The 16,544-nt window shown below is 69.0% G+C and carries 16 protein-coding genes; 12 read left to right on the top strand and 4 right to left on the bottom strand.

Going from position 1 to position 16,544, the window contains the following annotated elements; all coding sequences use genetic code 11:
* On the top strand, positions 1 to 531 hold a 531-nt coding region (locus ABD056_RS15745; protein WP_343868144.1), incomplete at its 5' end, for a murein hydrolase activator EnvC family protein.
* A 101-nt stretch (positions 532 to 632) separates the two neighbouring features.
* Here the strand turns inward: ABD056_RS15745 and trpE are convergent.
* Complete coding sequence (gene trpE, locus ABD056_RS15750; protein WP_343868146.1) at positions 633 to 2,132, bottom strand: anthranilate synthase component I; 1,500 nt, start codon at positions 2,130 to 2,132, stop codon at positions 633 to 635.
* Positions 2,133 to 2,215: 83 nt separating this feature from the next.
* On the bottom strand, positions 2,216 to 4,102 hold the full coding sequence (locus ABD056_RS15755; protein WP_343868148.1) for a peptidylprolyl isomerase: 1,887 nt from the start codon (positions 4,100 to 4,102) through the stop codon (positions 2,216 to 2,218).
* A gap of 186 nt (positions 4,103 to 4,288) precedes the next feature.
* Here ABD056_RS15755 and tpiA point away from each other — a divergent pair, with 186 nt between their 5' ends.
* The 4 genes from tpiA to kdsA all read left to right on the top strand — a co-directional run bounded on the left by tpiA (position 4,289) and on the right by kdsA (position 8,244).
* The gene (gene tpiA / locus ABD056_RS15760) at positions 4,289 to 5,044 is read left to right on the top strand and encodes a triose-phosphate isomerase (RefSeq protein ID WP_343868150.1); all 756 of its coding nucleotides are present in this window, start codon (positions 4,289 to 4,291) and stop codon (positions 5,042 to 5,044) included.
* A 159-nt stretch (positions 5,045 to 5,203) separates the two neighbouring features.
* Positions 5,204 to 5,563, top strand: a complete 360-nt coding sequence (gene secG, locus ABD056_RS15765) for a preprotein translocase subunit SecG (protein ID WP_343868152.1) — start codon at positions 5,204 to 5,206, stop codon at positions 5,561 to 5,563.
* Between the two features lie 121 nt (positions 5,564 to 5,684).
* The gene (gene pyrG / locus ABD056_RS15770; RefSeq protein WP_343868154.1) at positions 5,685 to 7,313 is read left to right on the top strand and encodes a CTP synthase; all 1,629 of its coding nucleotides are present in this window, start codon (positions 5,685 to 5,687) and stop codon (positions 7,311 to 7,313) included.
* A 73-nt stretch (positions 7,314 to 7,386) separates the two neighbouring features.
* The gene (gene kdsA, locus ABD056_RS15775; protein WP_343868156.1) at positions 7,387 to 8,244 is read left to right on the top strand and encodes a 3-deoxy-8-phosphooctulonate synthase; all 858 of its coding nucleotides are present in this window, start codon (positions 7,387 to 7,389) and stop codon (positions 8,242 to 8,244) included.
* A gap of 7 nt (positions 8,245 to 8,251) precedes the next feature.
* On the opposite strand, the gene ABD056_RS15780 is transcribed toward kdsA, so the two are convergent.
* Positions 8,252 to 8,644, bottom strand: coding sequence for a type II toxin-antitoxin system HicB family antitoxin (locus ABD056_RS15780; RefSeq protein WP_343868158.1), 393 nt, complete (start codon positions 8,642 to 8,644; stop codon positions 8,252 to 8,254).
* Between the two features lie 215 nt (positions 8,645 to 8,859).
* Here ABD056_RS15780 and eno point away from each other — a divergent pair, with 215 nt between their 5' ends.
* The 4 genes from eno to ABD056_RS15800 all read left to right on the top strand — a co-directional run bounded on the left by eno (position 8,860) and on the right by ABD056_RS15800 (position 12,111).
* Positions 8,860 to 10,137, top strand: coding sequence for a phosphopyruvate hydratase (eno, locus tag ABD056_RS15785; protein ID WP_343868160.1), 1,278 nt, complete (start codon positions 8,860 to 8,862; stop codon positions 10,135 to 10,137).
* Positions 10,138 to 10,355: 218 nt separating this feature from the next.
* Positions 10,356 to 10,604 carry a hypothetical protein gene (locus tag ABD056_RS15790; RefSeq protein WP_343868162.1) on the top strand — a complete coding sequence of 83 codons (249 nt, stop codon included), beginning with the start codon at positions 10,356 to 10,358 and terminating at the stop codon, positions 10,602 to 10,604.
* 135 nt (positions 10,605 to 10,739) lie between these two features.
* On the top strand, positions 10,740 to 11,405 hold the full coding sequence (locus tag ABD056_RS15795; RefSeq protein ID WP_343868164.1) for a CatB-related O-acetyltransferase: 666 nt from the start codon (positions 10,740 to 10,742) through the stop codon (positions 11,403 to 11,405).
* Positions 11,406 to 11,493: 88 nt separating this feature from the next.
* A complete protein-coding gene (locus ABD056_RS15800; protein WP_343868166.1) occupies positions 11,494 to 12,111 on the top strand; it encodes a hypothetical protein in 618 nt (205 codons plus the stop codon).
* A gap of 11 nt (positions 12,112 to 12,122) precedes the next feature.
* Here the strand turns inward: ABD056_RS15800 and ABD056_RS15805 are convergent, their stop codons facing one another.
* Positions 12,123 to 13,127 (bottom strand): phosphotransferase enzyme family protein, encoded by a 1,005-nt coding sequence (locus tag ABD056_RS15805; RefSeq protein WP_343868168.1) that lies wholly within the window; start codon positions 13,125 to 13,127, stop codon positions 12,123 to 12,125.
* Between the two features lie 208 nt (positions 13,128 to 13,335).
* On the opposite strand from ABD056_RS15805, the gene ABD056_RS15810 reads away from it, so the two are divergent.
* The 3 genes from ABD056_RS15810 to ABD056_RS15820 all read left to right on the top strand — a co-directional run bounded on the left by ABD056_RS15810 (position 13,336) and on the right by ABD056_RS15820 (position 16,533).
* Entirely contained in the window at positions 13,336 to 13,644 is a 309-nt protein-coding gene (locus tag ABD056_RS15810) for an FtsB family cell division protein (protein WP_343868170.1), read from the top strand.
* A gap of 409 nt (positions 13,645 to 14,053) precedes the next feature.
* Positions 14,054 to 15,067: a pyruvate dehydrogenase (acetyl-transferring) E1 component subunit alpha gene (pdhA, locus tag ABD056_RS15815; RefSeq protein WP_343868172.1), complete on the top strand. Its 1,014-nt coding sequence runs from the start codon at positions 14,054 to 14,056 to the stop codon at positions 15,065 to 15,067.
* Between the two features lie 23 nt (positions 15,068 to 15,090).
* Complete coding sequence (locus ABD056_RS15820) at positions 15,091 to 16,533, top strand: pyruvate dehydrogenase complex E1 component subunit beta (protein ID WP_343868174.1); 1,443 nt, start codon at positions 15,091 to 15,093, stop codon at positions 16,531 to 16,533.
* Positions 16,534 to 16,544: the final 11 nt, after the last annotated feature.

Below are 16,544 nucleotides of genomic sequence, written 5' to 3' on the forward strand. Positions count from 1 at the left end.
GCCTCTACCACCAGCCCCGTCCAGCCGCCCGGCCAGCAGGTCGGCACCGCCCCGGCCAAGCCGGCGCCGGTGGGTGAGCCCCCGGCCCGCGCCGGCGGGCGCTTCGCCTGGCCGGTGAAGGGGCCGGTGCTGGCCGGCTACGGCCCGGCCGGTCCGGGCCTGCACAACGACGGCATCAACATCGCGGTCCCCACCGGCACCCCGGTCAAGGCGTCGGAGAACGGCGTCGTGGTCTATGCCGGCAACGAGCTGAAGGGCTTCGGCAACCTGCTGCTGCTCAAGCACGACGGCGGCTGGATGACCGCCTACGCCCACAACAGCGAACTGCTGGTGCCGCGTGGGGCGACGGTGAAGAAGGGCGACGTGATCGCCAAGTCGGGCGCCACCGGCAACGTCGACCGGCCGCAGGTTCACTTCGAGCTGCGCAAGGGCACCAAGGCCGTTGATCCCACCAAGTACCTGGAGGGCTCGCCCAGCGCTTCCCTCCTGCCCGCCGGCGGCGGCGGCGCCACGCAGCTGGCCGCCCGCTGACGGGCGGGCCGGGCGCCGCACCTTACCGCGATCCAAAAGACGACGCCGCCCCGGGGGGACCGGGGCGGCGTTGTGCTGTCAATCAGCCTGGGCTGCGACCTTCACCGGCCGGCGAAGGTCATGGCTTCCTCGGCGGCGCGGATCAGGGCGCGCGCCTTGTTGGCGCATTCCTGGTACTCGCTTTCCGGGTTGCTGTCGGCGACGATGCCGGCGCCGGCCTGGATGACCATCCTGCCGTCCTTCACCACGCAGGTGCGCAGGGCGATGGCGGTGTCCATGCTGCCGGAGGCGGCGATGTAGCCGATGGCGCCGGCGTAGAAGCTGCGGCGCAGGCTTTCCAGTTCGTCGATGATCTCCATGGCGCGCACCTTGGGGGCGCCGGAGACGGTGCCGGCGGGGAAGCCGGCCATCAGGGCGTCCATGGCGTCGTACTTGGGGTCGATCTCGCCTTCCACGTTGGACACGATGTGCATGACGTGGCTGTAGTTCTCGATGATCATCTTGTCGGTGACCTTCACCGTGCCGACCTTGGCCACCCGGCCGACATCGTTGCGGCCGAGGTCGAGCAGCATCAGGTGTTCCGACAGCTCCTTCGGATCGGCCAGCAGGTCGGCGGCCAGGGCGGCATCCTCGGCCGGGGTGGCGCCGCGCGGGCGGGTGCCAGCGATGGGACGCACGGTCACCGTGCCGTCGCGCAGGCGCACCAGGATCTCCGGGCTGGAGCCGACGATGGTGAAATCGCCCATGTCGAGGTGGAACAGGAACGGCGACGGATTGGTCCGCCGCAGCGCCCGGTACAGCTGGAACGGCGGCAGCGCGAAATCCAGCGTATAGCGCTGCGACAGCACCACCTGGAAGATGTCGCCGGCCAGGATGTACTCCTGGGCCCGCGCCACCATGGCGTGGAAGTCCTCGCGGCTCATGCTCGGCTGCGGCACCGGCAGCGGGCGGTCGGCGCGCAGCGGCTCGCGCCGGTAGGGCAGGGAGCGTTCGAAGTCCGCCACCGCATCGGCCAGCCGCTCCTGGGCGGCATCGTAGGCGGCGCGGGCGTCGACGCCGTCCTGCGGGCGCACCGGCGTGACCAGGGTGACGGTGTCCTTGATGCCGTCGAAGATGGCCATCACCGTCGGGCGCATGAACACCCCGTCGGGGATGCCGATGGTGTCGGGGTTGGTGTCGGGCAGGCGTTCCACCAGCCGCACCATGTCATAGCCCATGTAGCCGACCAGGCCGGCGGCCATGGGCGGCAGCGGCTCCGGCAGGTCGATGCGGCTGTCGGCGATGAGGCGGCGCAGGGAGTCGAAGGCGGTGCCGTCGGGCTCGAAGGCGGCCGGCTCGGTGCGGGCGCGGCGGTTGATCTCGGCGGCATCGCCGCGGCAGCGCCACACCACGTCCGGCTTCATGCCGATGATGGAGTAGCGGCCGCGCACGGCACCGCCCTCCACGCTCTCCAGCAGGCAGCTCATGGGCTGCCCGTCGGCCAGCTTGAGGTAGGCCGACACGGGTGTTTCCAGGTCCGCCACCAGCGTGCGCCAGACCACCTGCGGCTTTCCCTGCGCGTGGAGGGCGGCGAAGGTGGCAAAGTCCGGATGGGCGGTCATGGCGCTGCGAATCCTGAAATCAGCGGTGGGGACGATGGTCCTGGGGCCGCCCCGGAGGATCGGAGCGGCCCCAGGAGCCGGGATCAGAAGGAACGGTTGATGACCTCGCGGTTCACTTCGATGCCGAACCGCTCGGCATAGGCATTGAGGAACTGCGTCGCCAGGTCGTCGGCAACGGCGGTCTGCACCTGGCGCCGGGCCTGGGCGAAGAAGGGCGCCTCGGTCGGCTGCTGCAGCGGGTGGACGGCAGTCAGCCGCGCCACCACCCAGCCGTCGTCACCCTGGGCGACGGCGACGGTGCCCGGCTCGGCGCCGACGAACAGGTCGCCGACGATGGCGTCGGGCAGCATGCCGGCCGGCGTCGGCACCGCATCGGCGGCGCGGGTGAAGCGCGGCGTCTGCACCACCTGGGCGCCGGGGACGCCCTCGGCGGCGGCGGCCGGCGCCGTGCCGGCGCGCAGGGCCTCGGCCACCGCATTGGCCTGTTCCTCGGCGGCGGCGGCCAGGGCACGGCCCTGCCACAGCGCCTGCACCTGCTCGCGCACGCTGTCGAACGGCCGCGGCGTCGGCGGCGTCACCTCGTCGACGCGGACGATGAAGTAGCCCTGGCCGAGTTCCTGCAGCAGCGACTCGCGGCCGCTCTCCAGGTCGAAGGCGGTGCGCAGGAACTGCTCTTCCTCCGGCAGGCCGCTGACCGGGCGGCCCTGCGGGTCCTGGCCGCGGCGGTCGGTGGCGGCGACGGTGAGCAGCGGCAGGCCGGCCTGTTCGGCGGCTTCCTCCAGGGTGGCGCCGCCGCCAAGGGCGTCTTCCACCGCGGCGGTCACGTCATAGAGGGCGTCGATGGCGCGATCCTCGGCCAGACGGCGGCGCAGGTCGTCACGCACGTCCTCCAGGGCCGGGGTGGTGGCGGCGCGGATCTCCGCCACCTGGAAGACGTGCCAGCCGAACGGCGTCTGCACCGGCGCGCTAACGCCGCCTTCCGGCAGGGTGAACACCGCATCTGCGGCCTCGGCCGGCAAGCCGTCGCGGCTGACGGCGCCCAGGTCCATGGGGCTGGCGCCGGCTTCGGACGCGGCGGCGGTGAGGGTGCGGCCGGCCTGAGCGGCCTGGGAGATGGTCTCGGCGGTCTGCTGATCGTCGACCACCACCTGCTGCACGATGCGGGTTTCCGGCTGGCGCAGGTCTTCGATATGGGCGTCGTATTCGGCGCGGATCTGGTCGTCGCTGATCTCCACCCGCTCGGCCAGCTGCGACGGGCGCATCACCAGCGCCGTCAGGCGGCGGTACTCGGGCGCCGTGAAGGCGGGCAGGGAGTCCTGGTAGACCTCCTGCAGCGCCTCGTCGGACGGCGCCTGCGGCGCCGGCTGGGCGTCGGCGGCGATGAACACCGCCACCGCCTCGCGCTCCTCGCCCTGGTAGGCGACCAGCGGCGCCACCAGCGGCGCCGGCGCCACGGCACCGGCAGCGGCGGAACCCAGCAGGGCGTCGCGCACCATGTCGCGCTCCAGGTCGAGCAGGAAGCGCTCTTCATTCAGATTGTTCTGCTGCAGCACGCGGGCGAACAGCACGCGGTCGAACTGGCCCTGGGCGTTGCGGAAGGCCGGCACCTGCTGCAGCTCGCGGTTCAGCTCGCCGTCGCTGATGACGATGCCGAGATCCTTGGCCGCCGCCTCGACCACCGCCTGGCGGGCCAGCTGGGCGATAGTGGCATCGAGCAGCCCGAGTTCGCGGGCCCGTTCCACCGTCATCTCGGGGCCGACGGCGCGGCGCATGCGGTCCACTTCCTGGCGGAAGGCGGCCTGCACGGCCTGCGGCGACACCTCGACATCGCCGACCTTGATGGCGGCCGGGTTGCCGCCCACACCGCGCACCACGTCGCCGATGCCCCAGATGCCGAAGCTGAGGATCAGGAGAATGAAGAGGACTTTGGCGGGACCTGTGGAGGCACCCTTGCGAAGCCTGTCGAGCATGGTGCGGGGACGTGTCCGTCTCTGTGGAAAGTCTTTGGGTCCGGCATCTTATGGGGCGGGAGCCGGCCCGGCAACCCGAGAAAGTCCCCGCCGTCGGCAGGAGATGGCCCGCCCGGCGGCGGTGGTCAAGCGTTGGCGCCTGTGGTAGAGCTTCCGCCACCCGATTCAAGGAGGGATAGAACCATCATGACCGCGCGCCGTCCCCTGATTGCCGGCAACTGGAAGATGAACGGCCTCCGCGCCGACGGCCTGAAGCTGGTGGAGGGTCTGCTGACCCACCTGCGTTCCGGCCAGCAGGGCTTCGACATGCTCGTCTGCCCGCCCATGACCCTGGTGGGCGATGTTGCCGCCGCCGCCACCGGCTCCGCCCTGCTGGTCGGCGGCCAGGACTGCCATTCCCATGAGAAGGGCGCCCACACCGGCGATACCTCCGCCTGGATGCTGAAGGACATCGGCGCCAGCTTCGTCATCGTCGGCCATTCCGAGCGCCGGCAGGACCATGCCGAGGGCAACGCCGTGGTGAAGGCCAAGGCCGCCGCCGCCCACGCCGCCGGCCTGAAGGCCATCGTCTGCATCGGCGAGACGCTGGACCAGCGCGACCGCGGCGAGGCCCTGGCGGTGGTCACCAGCCAGCTGCTGGAAAGCCTGCCCGACGGCGCCACCGCCGACAACACGGTGGTCGCCTATGAACCCGTGTGGGCCATCGGCACCGGCAAGGTGGCGACCCCCGACGACGTGGCCGAGGTGCATGCCGAGATCCGCAAGCAGGCGCACACCCGCCTGGGCGACGAGGCGGCCCGCCTGCGCATCCTCTACGGCGGCTCGGTGAAGCCCGACAATGCCCGCGAACTGCTGGCCCTGGCGGACGTCGACGGCGCCCTGGTGGGCGGTGCCAGCCTGAAGGTGGAAGACTTCTGGGCCATCGCCCAGGCCTGCCCGTAAGCGCCTTCGTGCCGGTGCCGCAGGGCAGGGCGGATGATTTACCCCTAGCCTTGCGGCGCGCGGCGCACTAAAACAGCGCTCGACCATTTCGGACATGGCGGACGGGGCCGGCCCCCTTTCAGGATCGGCCCGCGTCCGCGTTTGGGTTTTGGAAGACCGATGATCACTGTCGTACTCGTCATCCATCTGCTGATCTGCATTGCGCTGGTCGGACTGATTCTCCTGCAGCGGTCCGAAGGCGGCGGGCTCGGCATGGGCGGCGGCGGCGGCGGTGGCGGCCTCATCAGCGGTCGCGCTGCCGGCAACGCGCTTACCCGCACCACCGGCATCCTGGCCGCGTGCTTCTTCGTCACCAGCATGACGCTGGCGCTGCTCGCCAACGAGGGCCGCTCGCGCGTCGACACCATCCTCGACCGCGCCCCGGCCACCACGGCGCCGGCCGGCGAGGGCGAGGCGGCGCCGCAGCCTCCGGCGAGCGATGCGCCGGCCGCTCCCCAGGCGCCCATTTCCGGCGGCTGAGTTATCCGCTTCGGAGGCGGCCCCACAGGCCGCCTCCCGCAGTTCTTACGTCTGTCGAGACGGGGCCGCCGCCGCGGTGCGCGGGGCGGGCCCATGTGATTCGAGGTAAGGTTAGGCTCCCATGACGCGCTTCATCTTCATCACCGGCGGTGTGGTCTCCTCTCTCGGCAAGGGCCTGGCCTCCGCCGCGCTCGGGGCCCTCCTGCAGGCTCGCGGCTACAAGGTGCGGCTGCGCAAGCTCGACCCGTACCTGAACGTCGACCCGGGCACCATGAGCCCGACCCAGCACGGCGAGGTCTACGTCACCGACGACGGCGCCGAGACCGACCTCGACCTCGGCCACTACGAGCGCTTCACCGGCGTGCCGTCCAAGCGGTCGGACAACGTCACCACCGGCAAGATCTATTCGACCGTGCTGGCCAAGGAACGCCGCGGCGATTACCTGGGCGGGACGGTGCAGGTCATCCCCCACGTCACCGATGCCATCAAGACCTTCGTCCTGTCGGACATCGACGACGAGGACTTCATGCTGGTGGAGATCGGCGGCACCGTCGGCGACATCGAGGGCCTGCCGTTCCTGGAGGCCATCCGCCAGCTCGGGAACGAGCTGGGCTCGCAGCGCACCATGTTCATCCACCTGACGCTGCTGCCCTACATCCCGACCGCCGGCGAGCTGAAGACCAAGCCGACGCAGCATTCGGTGAAGGAACTGCTGTCGGTCGGCATCCAGCCCGACCTGCTGCTGTGCCGCGCCGACCGCCAGATCCCCGACGGCGAGCGCCGCAAGGTGGCCCTGTTCTGCAACGTGCCGTATGAGAACGTCATCCCGGCGCTGGACGTCTCCACCATCTACGAAGTGCCGATCTCCTACCACGAGGAGAAGCTCGACGTTCAGGTGCTGAAGCACTTCGGCATCGAGGCGGCGCCGAAGGTGGACCTGTCGCGCTGGGAATTCGTGCGCGAGCGGGTGACCAAGCCGGAAGGCGAGGTGACCATCGCCGTGGTCGGCAAGTACACCTCGCTGCTCGACAGCTACAAGTCGCTGGCCGAGGCGCTGACCCACGGCGGCATCGCCAACAACGTGAAGGTGAAGCTCGACTGGATCGACGCCCAGGTGTTCGAGAAGGAAGACGCCGCCTATCACCTGGAGAACGTCGGCGGCATCCTGGTGCCCGGCGGCTTCGGCGAGCGCGGCGCGGAAGGCAAGATCAAGGCCGCCCAGTTCGCCCGCGAGCGCAAGGTGCCCTACCTCGGCATCTGCTTCGGCATGCAGATGGCGGTGATCGAGGCGGCCCGCAACATGGCCGGCCTCAGCAAGGCCAGCTCGTCGGAATTCGGCCCGACGGAGGAGCCGCTGGTCGGCATCATGACCGAGTGGCTGCAGGGCAACACCCTGGTGCGCCGCAAGGCCAACGACGACCTGGGCGGCACCATGCGCCTCGGCGCCTATGAATGCCACATCAAGCCGGGCACCCTGGCGCATCAGGTCTACGGCAGCGAGCGTATCATGGAGCGCCACCGCCACCGCTACGAGGTCAACATCAACTACCGCGACCGCCTGGAGGACGCCGGCCTGCTGTTCTCCGGCATGTCGCCCGACGGCCTGCTGCCGGAGATCGTGGAGCACCCGGACCATCCGTGGTTCATCGGCGTGCAGTTCCACCCGGAACTGAAGTCCAAGCCCTTCGAGCCGCACCCGCTGTTCACCGCGTTCGTCAAGGCGTCGATCGAGCACTCGCGCCTGGTGTGAGGGTTCGCCGTCCGTCCCGTGCGGACGGCGACCACCCTGCTGACTGCGGACCCCTTCGAGAAGGATGGCCTGAATGACCGCCGCCGCCCCCGTGCGTCACGTCTCCGCCGGCTCCGTCACCCTCGGCAACGACCTGCCGCTCGCCCTCATCGCCGGCCCGTGCCAGATGGAAAGCCGCGAGCACGCGCTTGAGGTCGCCTCGGCGCTGAAGGAGATGACGGCGGCCCTCGGCATGGGCTTCATCTACAAGTCCAGCTTCGACAAGGCCAACCGCACCAGCCTTTCGGGCAAGCGCGGCCTGGGGCTGGAAAAGGCGCTGCCGGTGTTCGCCGAGATCCGCGAGTCGCTCGGCCTGCCGGTGCTGACCGACATCCACACGGCGGAGCAGTGCAAGCCGGTGGCCGAGGCGGTGGACATCCTGCAGATCCCCGCCTTCCTCTGCCGCCAGACCGACCTGCTGATCGCGGCCGCCGAGACTGGCGCCGTGGTCAACGTCAAGAAGGGCCAGTTCCTGGCGCCGTGGGACATGAAGAACGTGGTGGCGAAGCTGGACGACAGCGGCAACCGCAACGTCATTGTCACCGAGCGGGGGGCGTCGTTCGGCTACAACACGCTCGTCACCGACATGCGCGGCCTGCCGCAGATGGCGCACGACACCGGCTGCCCGGTGGTGATGGACGCCACCCACAGCGTGCAGCAACCCGGCGGCCAGGGCCAGAGCAGCGGCGGCGACCGCCGCTTTGCGCCGGTGCTGGCGCGCGCCGCCGTGGCGGTCGGCATCGCCGGCGTGTTCATCGAGACCCACCCGGACCCCGATTGCGCGCCGTCGGACGGCCCCAACATGATCCCCCTGCGCCAGATGCCGGAGCTGCTGGCCCTGCTGCAGAAGATCGACGCGGTCGCCAAGCAGCACCCGGTGGTGCTGGGCTGACAGTCTGTCAGGAGGCCCTGCGCCGACGCAGGGCCTCCAGTGCTGCATCGGCGAGAAAGGCGCTGCGGTTCGTCGTCACCGCATCGATTGCCGAAAGCAGCGTCGTATCAATGGTGATGTTGATGCGCGCTGTCCGTCCGGCAACGCTGGCGGTCGCCAGAAGTATCGCCGCGACCTGAATATCTGCATCGGCCTCGACCTCCTGAAGGAGAGTTGGGCGGGGGAAGGTCTCTCCGTCCTCGGCCATGCCCTTCAGGTGCAAGGCGAGAGCCTGCTGCGCGTCCACGAAGCAGTCCTCCACCGTTTCGCCGGCGGCCGCACAGCCGGGAAGGTCGGGGAAGAAGGCGCCAAAGCCCCCTGCTTCGCCGGTTTCGATGACGACGGGGTAGGTATGCTGCATGGGGATCCTCTTGCGGCAGGACAGGGCGCAGGCGATGGTCGCGTCACGGCAAACTATACACACATCTCCACATCGCGCCATACCGCGACCACCCATACCCCTCCCGGGGCGTTTTCATTCTGTCACCCGACGTTGCCTTGCCAACCGGCCGCCGGGGGGCTATGACGGAACCCGTTCAAAGACCCACCCAATCCATTTCGAGGGCTGGACTCGCCATGACTGCCATTATCGACATCCACGGCCGTGAGATTCTCGACTCCCGCGGCAATCCGACCGTCGAGGTCGACGTGATCCTGGAGAGCGGCGCCTTCGGTCGCGCTGCGGTGCCGTCGGGTGCGTCCACCGGCGCCCACGAGGCCGTGGAACTGCGCGACGGCGACAAGGACCGCTACCTCGGCAAGGGCGTGCTGAAGGCCGTGGACAGCGTCAACGGCGAGATCTACCAGGCCCTGTCCGGCATGGAAGCCGAGGACCAGCTGGTCATCGACCAGACCCTGCTCGACCTGGACGGCACCGAGAACAAGGCGCGGCTTGGCGCCAACGCCATCCTCGGCGTGTCGCTGGCGGTCGCCAAGGCGGCGGCGGAAGAGGCCGGCCTGCCGCTCTACCGCTACATCGGCGGCGCCTTCTCGCACACCCTGCCGGTGCCGATGATGAACATCGTCAACGGCGGCCAGCACGCCGACAACCCCATCGACATCCAGGAATTCATGATCATGCCGGTGTCGGCCGACAGCATCGCCGATGCCGTCCGCATGGGCTCCGAGGTGTTCCATAACCTGAAGAAGAAGCTGCACGCCGCCGGCCACAACACCAACGTCGGCGACGAAGGCGGCTTCGCGCCGAACCTGAAGTCGGCCGACGAAGCGCTCGGCTTCATCATGCAGGCGGTCGAGGCGGCGGGCTACACCCCCGGCGACGACATCATGCTGGCGCTCGACTGCGCCTCCACCGAGTACTTCAAGAACGGCAAGTACGTGATGGAAGGCGAGGGCAAGACCTTCTCGGCGGAAGAGAATGTCCGTTACCTGGAAGACCTGTGCAACCGCTACCCGATCCTCTCCATCGAGGACGGCATGTCGGAAGACGACTGGGAAGGCTGGAAGATGCTGACCGACGCCCTCGGCGGTCGCGTGCAGCTGGTGGGCGACGACCTGTTCGTCACCAACCCGGAGCGCCTGGCTGACGGCATCGCCAAGGGTGTCGCCAACTCCATCCTGGTGAAGGTCAACCAGATCGGCACCCTGTCGGAGACCCTGCAGGCGGTCGAGATGGCCCACAAGGCCCGCTACACCGCCGTGCTGTCGCACCGCTCGGGCGAGACCGAGGATTCCACCATCGCCGACATCGCGGTTGCCACCAACTGCGGCCAGATCAAGACCGGCTCGCTGTCGCGCTCCGACCGTCTGGCGAAGTACAACCAGCTCATCCGCATCGAGGAAGAACTGGGCAACGCCGCCGTCTACGCCGGCCGCAGCATCCTGCGCGGCTGATCGCCGGGCTGGTACGGGACTGAAGGAAGGGGCGGTGCCTGCGGGTGCCGCCCCTTTCCTGTTGCGTCCGTGCTCTGATCCTTCGCCGCCCCGTGCAGGGCTTCAGGTGACGCAACGGCTGGCTGGGGCAGTGGCGCCACCTCAGGTAGACAATTGCCTATCTATCTATCATAGTTCCTGGTGCTGACAGGGAGTCAGAGATATCCAGGGAGGTATGGATGGCGAAAGACACTAACAAGCAGAAGAATGTCGACAAGCTGGGGGCCTACAGCTCCTCGCAACTCAAGGCGCTGGAGAAAGAGGCCACCAAGAAAGATTTGGTCCCGGGTTCCAAGGAGTTCAATCAGTACATTCAGGACGCGATCCAGAAGAAGACCGGCGGCAAGTCGCTCGGTCATGCCAGCGGCTCGCGCGGTTCGGCTCAGAACAACGCCACCTCGGGTCTGTTGAAAAAGAAAAAGGAGTAGCGGTTCCTACTCCAGGGGTCTGTCACAGGCCGCCGGACGAGCGCCCCGCGGCTCCCGGCGAGTAATGGAGGTTGCGGGGGAGGCGGTTCCGGTGGACCCTGGTGCGCCATAGCCACCAGCCCGGCCGGATTGCCCATGCCCGTCTCTCCCGACCTTCTGCCGCCCGACCCCATGACGCCCTATCCCATGCCCGGCCAGCGGCGGGTCGGGTTCCTCAAGCCGCTGCTGTCCAACCCGCTGATCGAGGTCGGCGAGTACACCTACTACGACGATCCCGACGGGCCGGAGCACTTTGAGAAGAACGTGCTCTACCACTATGATTTCATTGGCGATCGTCTCCTCATCGGGCGGTTCTGCGCCATCGCCTGGAAGACCACCTTCATCATGAACGGCGGCAGCCACCGCACCGCCGGCCCGTCCACCTATCCCTTCCTCATCTTCGGCGGCGGCTGGGCCGGGCGGTTCGAGGGCGAGATCGAGTTCCCCCACAAGGGCGACACCCGCGTCGGCAACGATGTCTGGCTCGGCTACGACAGCCTGGTGATGCCTGGCGTCACCATCGGCGACGGCGCCATCGTCGCCTCGCGGGCGGTGGTGACGGCCGACGTGCCGCCCTATGCGGTGGTGGCGGGCAATCCGGCGCGGGTGGTGCGCATGCGGTTCCCCGACGCCGACATCGAGACCCTGCTGCGCCTGCGCTGGTGGGACTGGTCGGTAGAGGCCATCACCCGCCACCTGCCGCTCATTTCCGGCGGCTCGGTGGCGGCGCTGGCGGAGGCGGCGGCGCAGGAGGGGCGGTGACGCCGGCGGCGGAGTCGGAATCCGCCCGGCGGCACCCACATGGCCTGGATGGGCGGCGCCTGCCGCCGTGACAACCGGAGCCCTACCCGTGCCGAGTCCCGTCCTGCCCCGCCGCCTGCAACTGCTGCCCGCCCTTGCCGTCGCCCTGTCGGCGGCGCTGCTGCTTCCCGCCGCCCCGGCGGCGGCCGACACCCCGGAGGCGGAGCGGCCACGGTGGGCGGCGACCCTCTACGGCGGGCCGATCTCCACCAACGACACGTCGGACATCCTGCTGGAAGGCAACCTGCGCTACCGCGGGCCATGGGTGGTGATGGGGGCCCTGCGCCGCGACGTGCTTGATCTGTCGGACAGCGTCAGCGTGGTGCTGGAGGGGCAGGCCGGGCAGCACTTCAACAGCTCCAACCACCAGGAACTGAACGCCCTCTACGGCATCACGTGGCGGTGGGACGGCGGCAGCCTGACCGGCCTGCACGGCCTGTCCTACGCCACCAAGGTGCCGCGCTTCGTGCAGGAGGAAGACGACCCCAACGGCAGCCCGTCGCAGTGGATGTCCTACCTGGGTGGGGAACTGGCCTTCGACCTGCCGGGGCGGGAGCGCACGGCGGCGGTGTTCCGCTATCACCACCGCTCCAGCATGTTCGGCACCTTCCCCGGCGTGCAGGATGAAATGAACCTGTTCGCCCTCGGCCTGCAGGTGCGGTTCTAAAGGCGAAGCGCTTACAGCGGCAGGCGGGGGCCGATGGTGGCCGCCTCCCACGCCAGCAGGAAGTCGCCCTGCCGGCTCAGCCACGCCATCTGCTCGCGGCCGGTGATGTCCAGGCGGGCGGCGAACTCGCCCATCAGCCAGATGTGGCGGATGGCGACGAAGGCATGCACCGCCTCCAGGTCGGCGCGGCCGATGGGCCGCAGGCGGCGGTAGCCGTCGACGAACCCATGCCACACCCGATGGCGCCGTCGCCCGAACGACACCTGCGCCCACAGGTGGACGGCCAGGTCGTAGGCGAGATAACCGAAGCCGCTGTCGTCGAAGTCGAACAGCATGGCCTGCTCGCCGCCGCCGGGACCGCCCGGCTGCAGGCGGGCGTTCAGCCCGTGGCAGTCGCCATGGCAGCGGGTGCGGCTGAGCGGCTCCAGCGCTGCCACCGCCGCCGCCAGCCGGCCGACCAGGGGTCGCAGCACGGCCCTGGCGTCGTCGGTCAGGATCGATGCGGAGAGCAGGCGGTCGGCGGGGCGGTGCAGCAGGTGGTCGAGGTCGAGGCGGACCCGTCCCGCCTCCCGCTGCGGCCAGCGGTCGGCGGCATCGTGAAGGCGGGCCAGCGTCATGCCCTGCAGCGCCGCGTCATCGGCCGAGTCGAGGTCCGGCACGCGGCCTTCGGCATGATCGAACAGCACGGCAGGGCGGATGCCGTCCGGGCGCGGGAAGCCGGTCACCATGCGGCCGTCGCGGGCCGGGCGGGCCGCCGCCACCGGCACGCCGCAGCCCTTCAGGTGGGCGAGGAAGGCGGCTGCCGCCTCGGCATCGGGGTCGCCGCGGCCCCGGTGGCCGGAGATGCGGAGGATGGCGCGGTCGCCGGTGGCGGTGGTGACGGCGTAGACGTCGTTGAAGCCGCGGTTCAGGAGCGCGCAGCGGACCGGCGCGGCCACGGCGTAGTGCGCCGCCACGAACGCGGCGGCGGTGTGGGGCGCGGCGACGGCATGGGCGAAGGAAGGCGGGGGCTGCACGGCCGGCGGTCCTCTCTGCAACGGGAGCCCTGCTGCAACGGTCGGGGCGGCGGCGCGGTCCGGCAAGGGCCGCTTGCGGCCTTGCCGAAGGTCATAGCCCGACTTTCGGGTGAGCCTTCTCCGCCACACCGCGCGACTCGTTGAATCTGCTCATAAAGAGGAATTGACGCGGCAATCGCGGCGTGATTCTCTCTATCCCATGACCCTGATGAACGAAATACGCCGCCGCTTGCGCTATGCCGTCACGCCCCTGATCGGGATGGGGGCGGTGGTGTATTTCAGCTACCACATCGTCCAAGGTGATCGCGGCCTGATCGCCTGGGTGCATCTCAAGAACGAGATCGCCAAGGCTAAGGAAATCCGCGACGACGTGCATGCCGAGAAGGTGGAGCTGGAGCGCCGCGTCATGCTGCTGCGCCCCGACAGCCTGGACCCCGACATGCTGGAAGAACGCGCCCGCATCATGCTCAACATGGGCCGCGTCGAAGACCGCGTGCTGCCGGCCGACCGTCTCTAGACCCCGGCGCCGCCCCCGCGATTTCGCCCCGCCGGCGGAGCATCCCGATCCGGGGCTCCGCCGTTTTCGTCTCTGCATCCGCCTTTTCTCCCGCCCGTCGGCCTACCCGGACGGGCGGTGAGGGCAGGGCGGCCCGGGTTATTTCCATAAACTTTCTGCCGGCGCCGGCGCACGATCCGGCGCATCCGGCCGCCTGCGTGCGACACAGCATGTCCTTTGCCGCACTGCGCTCAGCATCATTCCTCTGCGATGCCAGCAACTTAACCGTATTTCGGTTAACATCGCTTTGTGCATTGCAAAACAAGGACTTACCGCGAAGCCGCACTTGCAAAACGGCCCGTGATCGATAATTTCAGAGGATCACCGGCCGGCCCGCGGCCGCCATCCGCCGTCATTCCGGGGAGGAAACATGGCTACTCAACGGCGCAAGCCCAGGTCCCCCGCCCGCCAGGGCGACGTCTCCATCACCCCTGACGACCTCAAATCCTACTACCGCGACATGCTGCTGATCCGCCGCTTCGAAGAGAAGGCGGGGCAGCTGTACGGCATGGGCCTGATCGGCGGCTTCTGCCACCTCTACATCGGCCAGGAAGCGGTGGTGGTGGGCGTGCAGGCCTGCGCCAACCCCGGCGACACCATCATCACCAGCTACCGCGACCACGGCCACATGCTGGCGACCGGCATGGACCCGAAGGGCGTGATGGCCGAACTGACCGGGCGCCGCGGCGGCTATTCCAAGGGCAAGGGCGGCTCCATGCACATGTTCAGCCGCGAGAAGGGCTTCTACGGCGGCCATGGCATCGTCGGCGCCCAGGTGCCGCTGGGCACCGGCCTCGCCTTCGCCCACAAGTACCGGGAAGACAACGGCGTGTGCTACTGCTACCTGGGCGACGGGGCCGTCAACCAGGGCCAGGTGTACGAAAGCTTCAACATGGCCGCCCTGTGGAAGCTGCCGGTGGTCTACATCATCGAGAACAACAAGTACGGCATGGGCACCTCGGTGGAGCGCCACTCGGCCCGCCCCGACCTGCACGAACGCGGCCATGCCTACGGCATTCCCGGCAAGGCGGTGGACGGCATGGACGTCACCACCGTGCGCCAGGAAACCCAGGACGCCATCGACTACGTGCGCGAGGGCAACGGCCCCTACATCCTGGAAATGAAGACCTACCGCTACCGCGGCCACTCCATGTCGGACCCGGCCAAGTACCGGACCAAGGAAGAGGTCTCCAAGATGCGGTCGGAACACGACCCCATCGACAACGTCCGCAAGAAGCTGCTCGACGGCGGCATGAGCGAGGACGCGCTGAAGGAGATCGACCGCGAGGTGAAGGCCATCGTCTCCGAGGCGGCGGAATTCGCCCAGAACAGCCCGGAACCCGATGTGTCCGAGCTGTACACCGACATTCTGGTCGACGCCTGAGGCGATAGGAGCGCACCGTAACCATGGCTACCGAAATTCTGATGCCCGCCCTGTCGCCGACCATGACGGAGGGCAAGCTCTCCAAGTGGCTGAAGAAGGAGGGTGACGCCGTCGCCGCCGGCGACATCATCGCCGAGATCGAGACCGACAAGGCCACCATGGAGTTCGAGGCGGTGGACGAAGGCATCCTCGGCAAGATCCTGGTGCCCGAGGGCACCGAGGGCGTCGAGGTCAACCGCCCCATCGCCGTGCTGCTGGAGGAAGGCGAGGACGCTTCCGCCGCCGAGGCCGCCGCCGCCAAGGGTGACGCCCCGGCCACCACGCCGGTCCCCGCCAAGCCGGAGGAGCAGGCGCCGCCGTCCGGCCGCAACACCGCCCCCGCCGAACAGCCGGGCGCCGCCGACCTGGGCGACCTCTACGAGCCGGTGATCGAGACCACCACCGCCTATGCCCCGCCCATGGAGGCGGAACCGACCTACGAAAAGTTCAAGCGCCAGACCGTGCGTGAAGCCCTGCGCGACGCCATGGCCGAGGAAATGCGCCGCGACGAGGCGGTGTTCCTGATGGGCGAGGAAGTCGGTCAGTACCAGGGCGCCTACAAGGTCAGCCAGGGCCTGCTGGACGAATTCGGCGACAAGCGCATCATCGACACGCCGATCACCGAAATGGGCTTCGCCGGCCTGGGCGTCGGCGCCGCCTTCGCCGGGCTGAAGCCGATCGTCGAGTTCATGACGTTCAACTTCTCCATGCAGGCGATCGACCAGATCATCAACTCGGCGGCCAAGACCCTGTACATGGCCGGCGGGCAGATGGGCTGCCCCATCGTCTTCCGCGGCCCCAACGGCGCCGCCGCCCGCGTCGCCGCCCAGCACAGCCAGGACTATGCGTCGTGGTACGCCCACTGCCCGGGCCTCAAGGTTCTGGCGCCGTGGTCGGCCGCCGATGCCAAGGGCCTGCTGAAGGCGGCCATCCGCGATCCCAACCCGGTGGTGTTCCTGGAACACGAGATCCTCTACGGCCAGAGCTTCGACGTGCCCGACGTGGAAGACTTCGTGCTGCCCATCGGCAAGGCCAAGGTGGAGCGCGCCGGCAAGGACGTGACCATCGTCGCCTACTCGCGCATGGTCGGCGTGTCGCTGGACGCCGCCGCCCTGCTGGCGGAAGAGGGCATCGAGGCGGAGGTCATCAACCTGCGCACCATCCGCCCGCTCGACGTCACCACCATCATCGCCAGCGTGCGCAAGACCAACCGCATCGTGGTGGTGGAGGAAGGCTGGCCGTATGCCGGCATCGGGTCCGAGATCAGCGCGGTGATGATGGAGCAGTGCTTCGACTGGCTGGACGCCCCGGTGCGCCGCGTCACCGGCGCCGACGTGCCCATGCCCTACGCCGCCAACCTTGAGAAACTCAGCCTGCCGCAGCCCGAGAAGGTCCGGGATGCCGCCAAGGCCGTCCTCTACAAGTAAGCCCGGCGAAG

Origin of the sequence: Caenispirillum bisanense, assembly GCF_039523075.1 — a bacterium.
Lineage (GTDB): Bacteria > Pseudomonadota > Alphaproteobacteria > Rhodospirillales > Rhodospirillaceae > Caenispirillum > Caenispirillum bisanense.

What these genes read in the sequence shown, in the direction of transcription:
- trpE (WP_343868146.1), bottom strand. Translation starts at nt 2,132, where the DNA reads ATGACCGCCCATCCGGACTTTGCCACCTTCGCCGCCCTCCACGCGCAG.
- ABD056_RS15755 (WP_343868148.1), bottom strand. Translation starts at nt 4,102, where the DNA reads ATGCTCGACAGGCTTCGCAAGGGTGCCTCCACAGGTCCCGCCAAAGTC.
- tpiA (WP_343868150.1), top strand. Translation starts at nt 4,289, where the DNA reads ATGACCGCGCGCCGTCCCCTGATTGCCGGCAACTGGAAGATGAACGGC.
- secG (WP_343868152.1), top strand. Translation starts at nt 5,204, where the DNA reads ATGATCACTGTCGTACTCGTCATCCATCTGCTGATCTGCATTGCGCTG.
- pyrG (WP_343868154.1), top strand. Translation starts at nt 5,685, where the DNA reads ATGACGCGCTTCATCTTCATCACCGGCGGTGTGGTCTCCTCTCTCGGC.
- kdsA (WP_343868156.1), top strand. Translation starts at nt 7,387, where the DNA reads ATGACCGCCGCCGCCCCCGTGCGTCACGTCTCCGCCGGCTCCGTCACC.
- ABD056_RS15780 (WP_343868158.1), bottom strand. Translation starts at nt 8,644, where the DNA reads ATGCAGCATACCTACCCCGTCGTCATCGAAACCGGCGAAGCAGGGGGC.
- eno (WP_343868160.1), top strand. Translation starts at nt 8,860, where the DNA reads ATGACTGCCATTATCGACATCCACGGCCGTGAGATTCTCGACTCCCGC.
- ABD056_RS15790 (WP_343868162.1), top strand. Translation starts at nt 10,356, where the DNA reads ATGGCGAAAGACACTAACAAGCAGAAGAATGTCGACAAGCTGGGGGCC.
- ABD056_RS15795 (WP_343868164.1), top strand. Translation starts at nt 10,740, where the DNA reads ATGCCCGTCTCTCCCGACCTTCTGCCGCCCGACCCCATGACGCCCTAT.
- ABD056_RS15810 (WP_343868170.1), top strand. Translation starts at nt 13,336, where the DNA reads ATGAACGAAATACGCCGCCGCTTGCGCTATGCCGTCACGCCCCTGATC.
- pdhA (WP_343868172.1), top strand. Translation starts at nt 14,054, where the DNA reads ATGGCTACTCAACGGCGCAAGCCCAGGTCCCCCGCCCGCCAGGGCGAC.
- ABD056_RS15820 (WP_343868174.1), top strand. Translation starts at nt 15,091, where the DNA reads ATGGCTACCGAAATTCTGATGCCCGCCCTGTCGCCGACCATGACGGAG.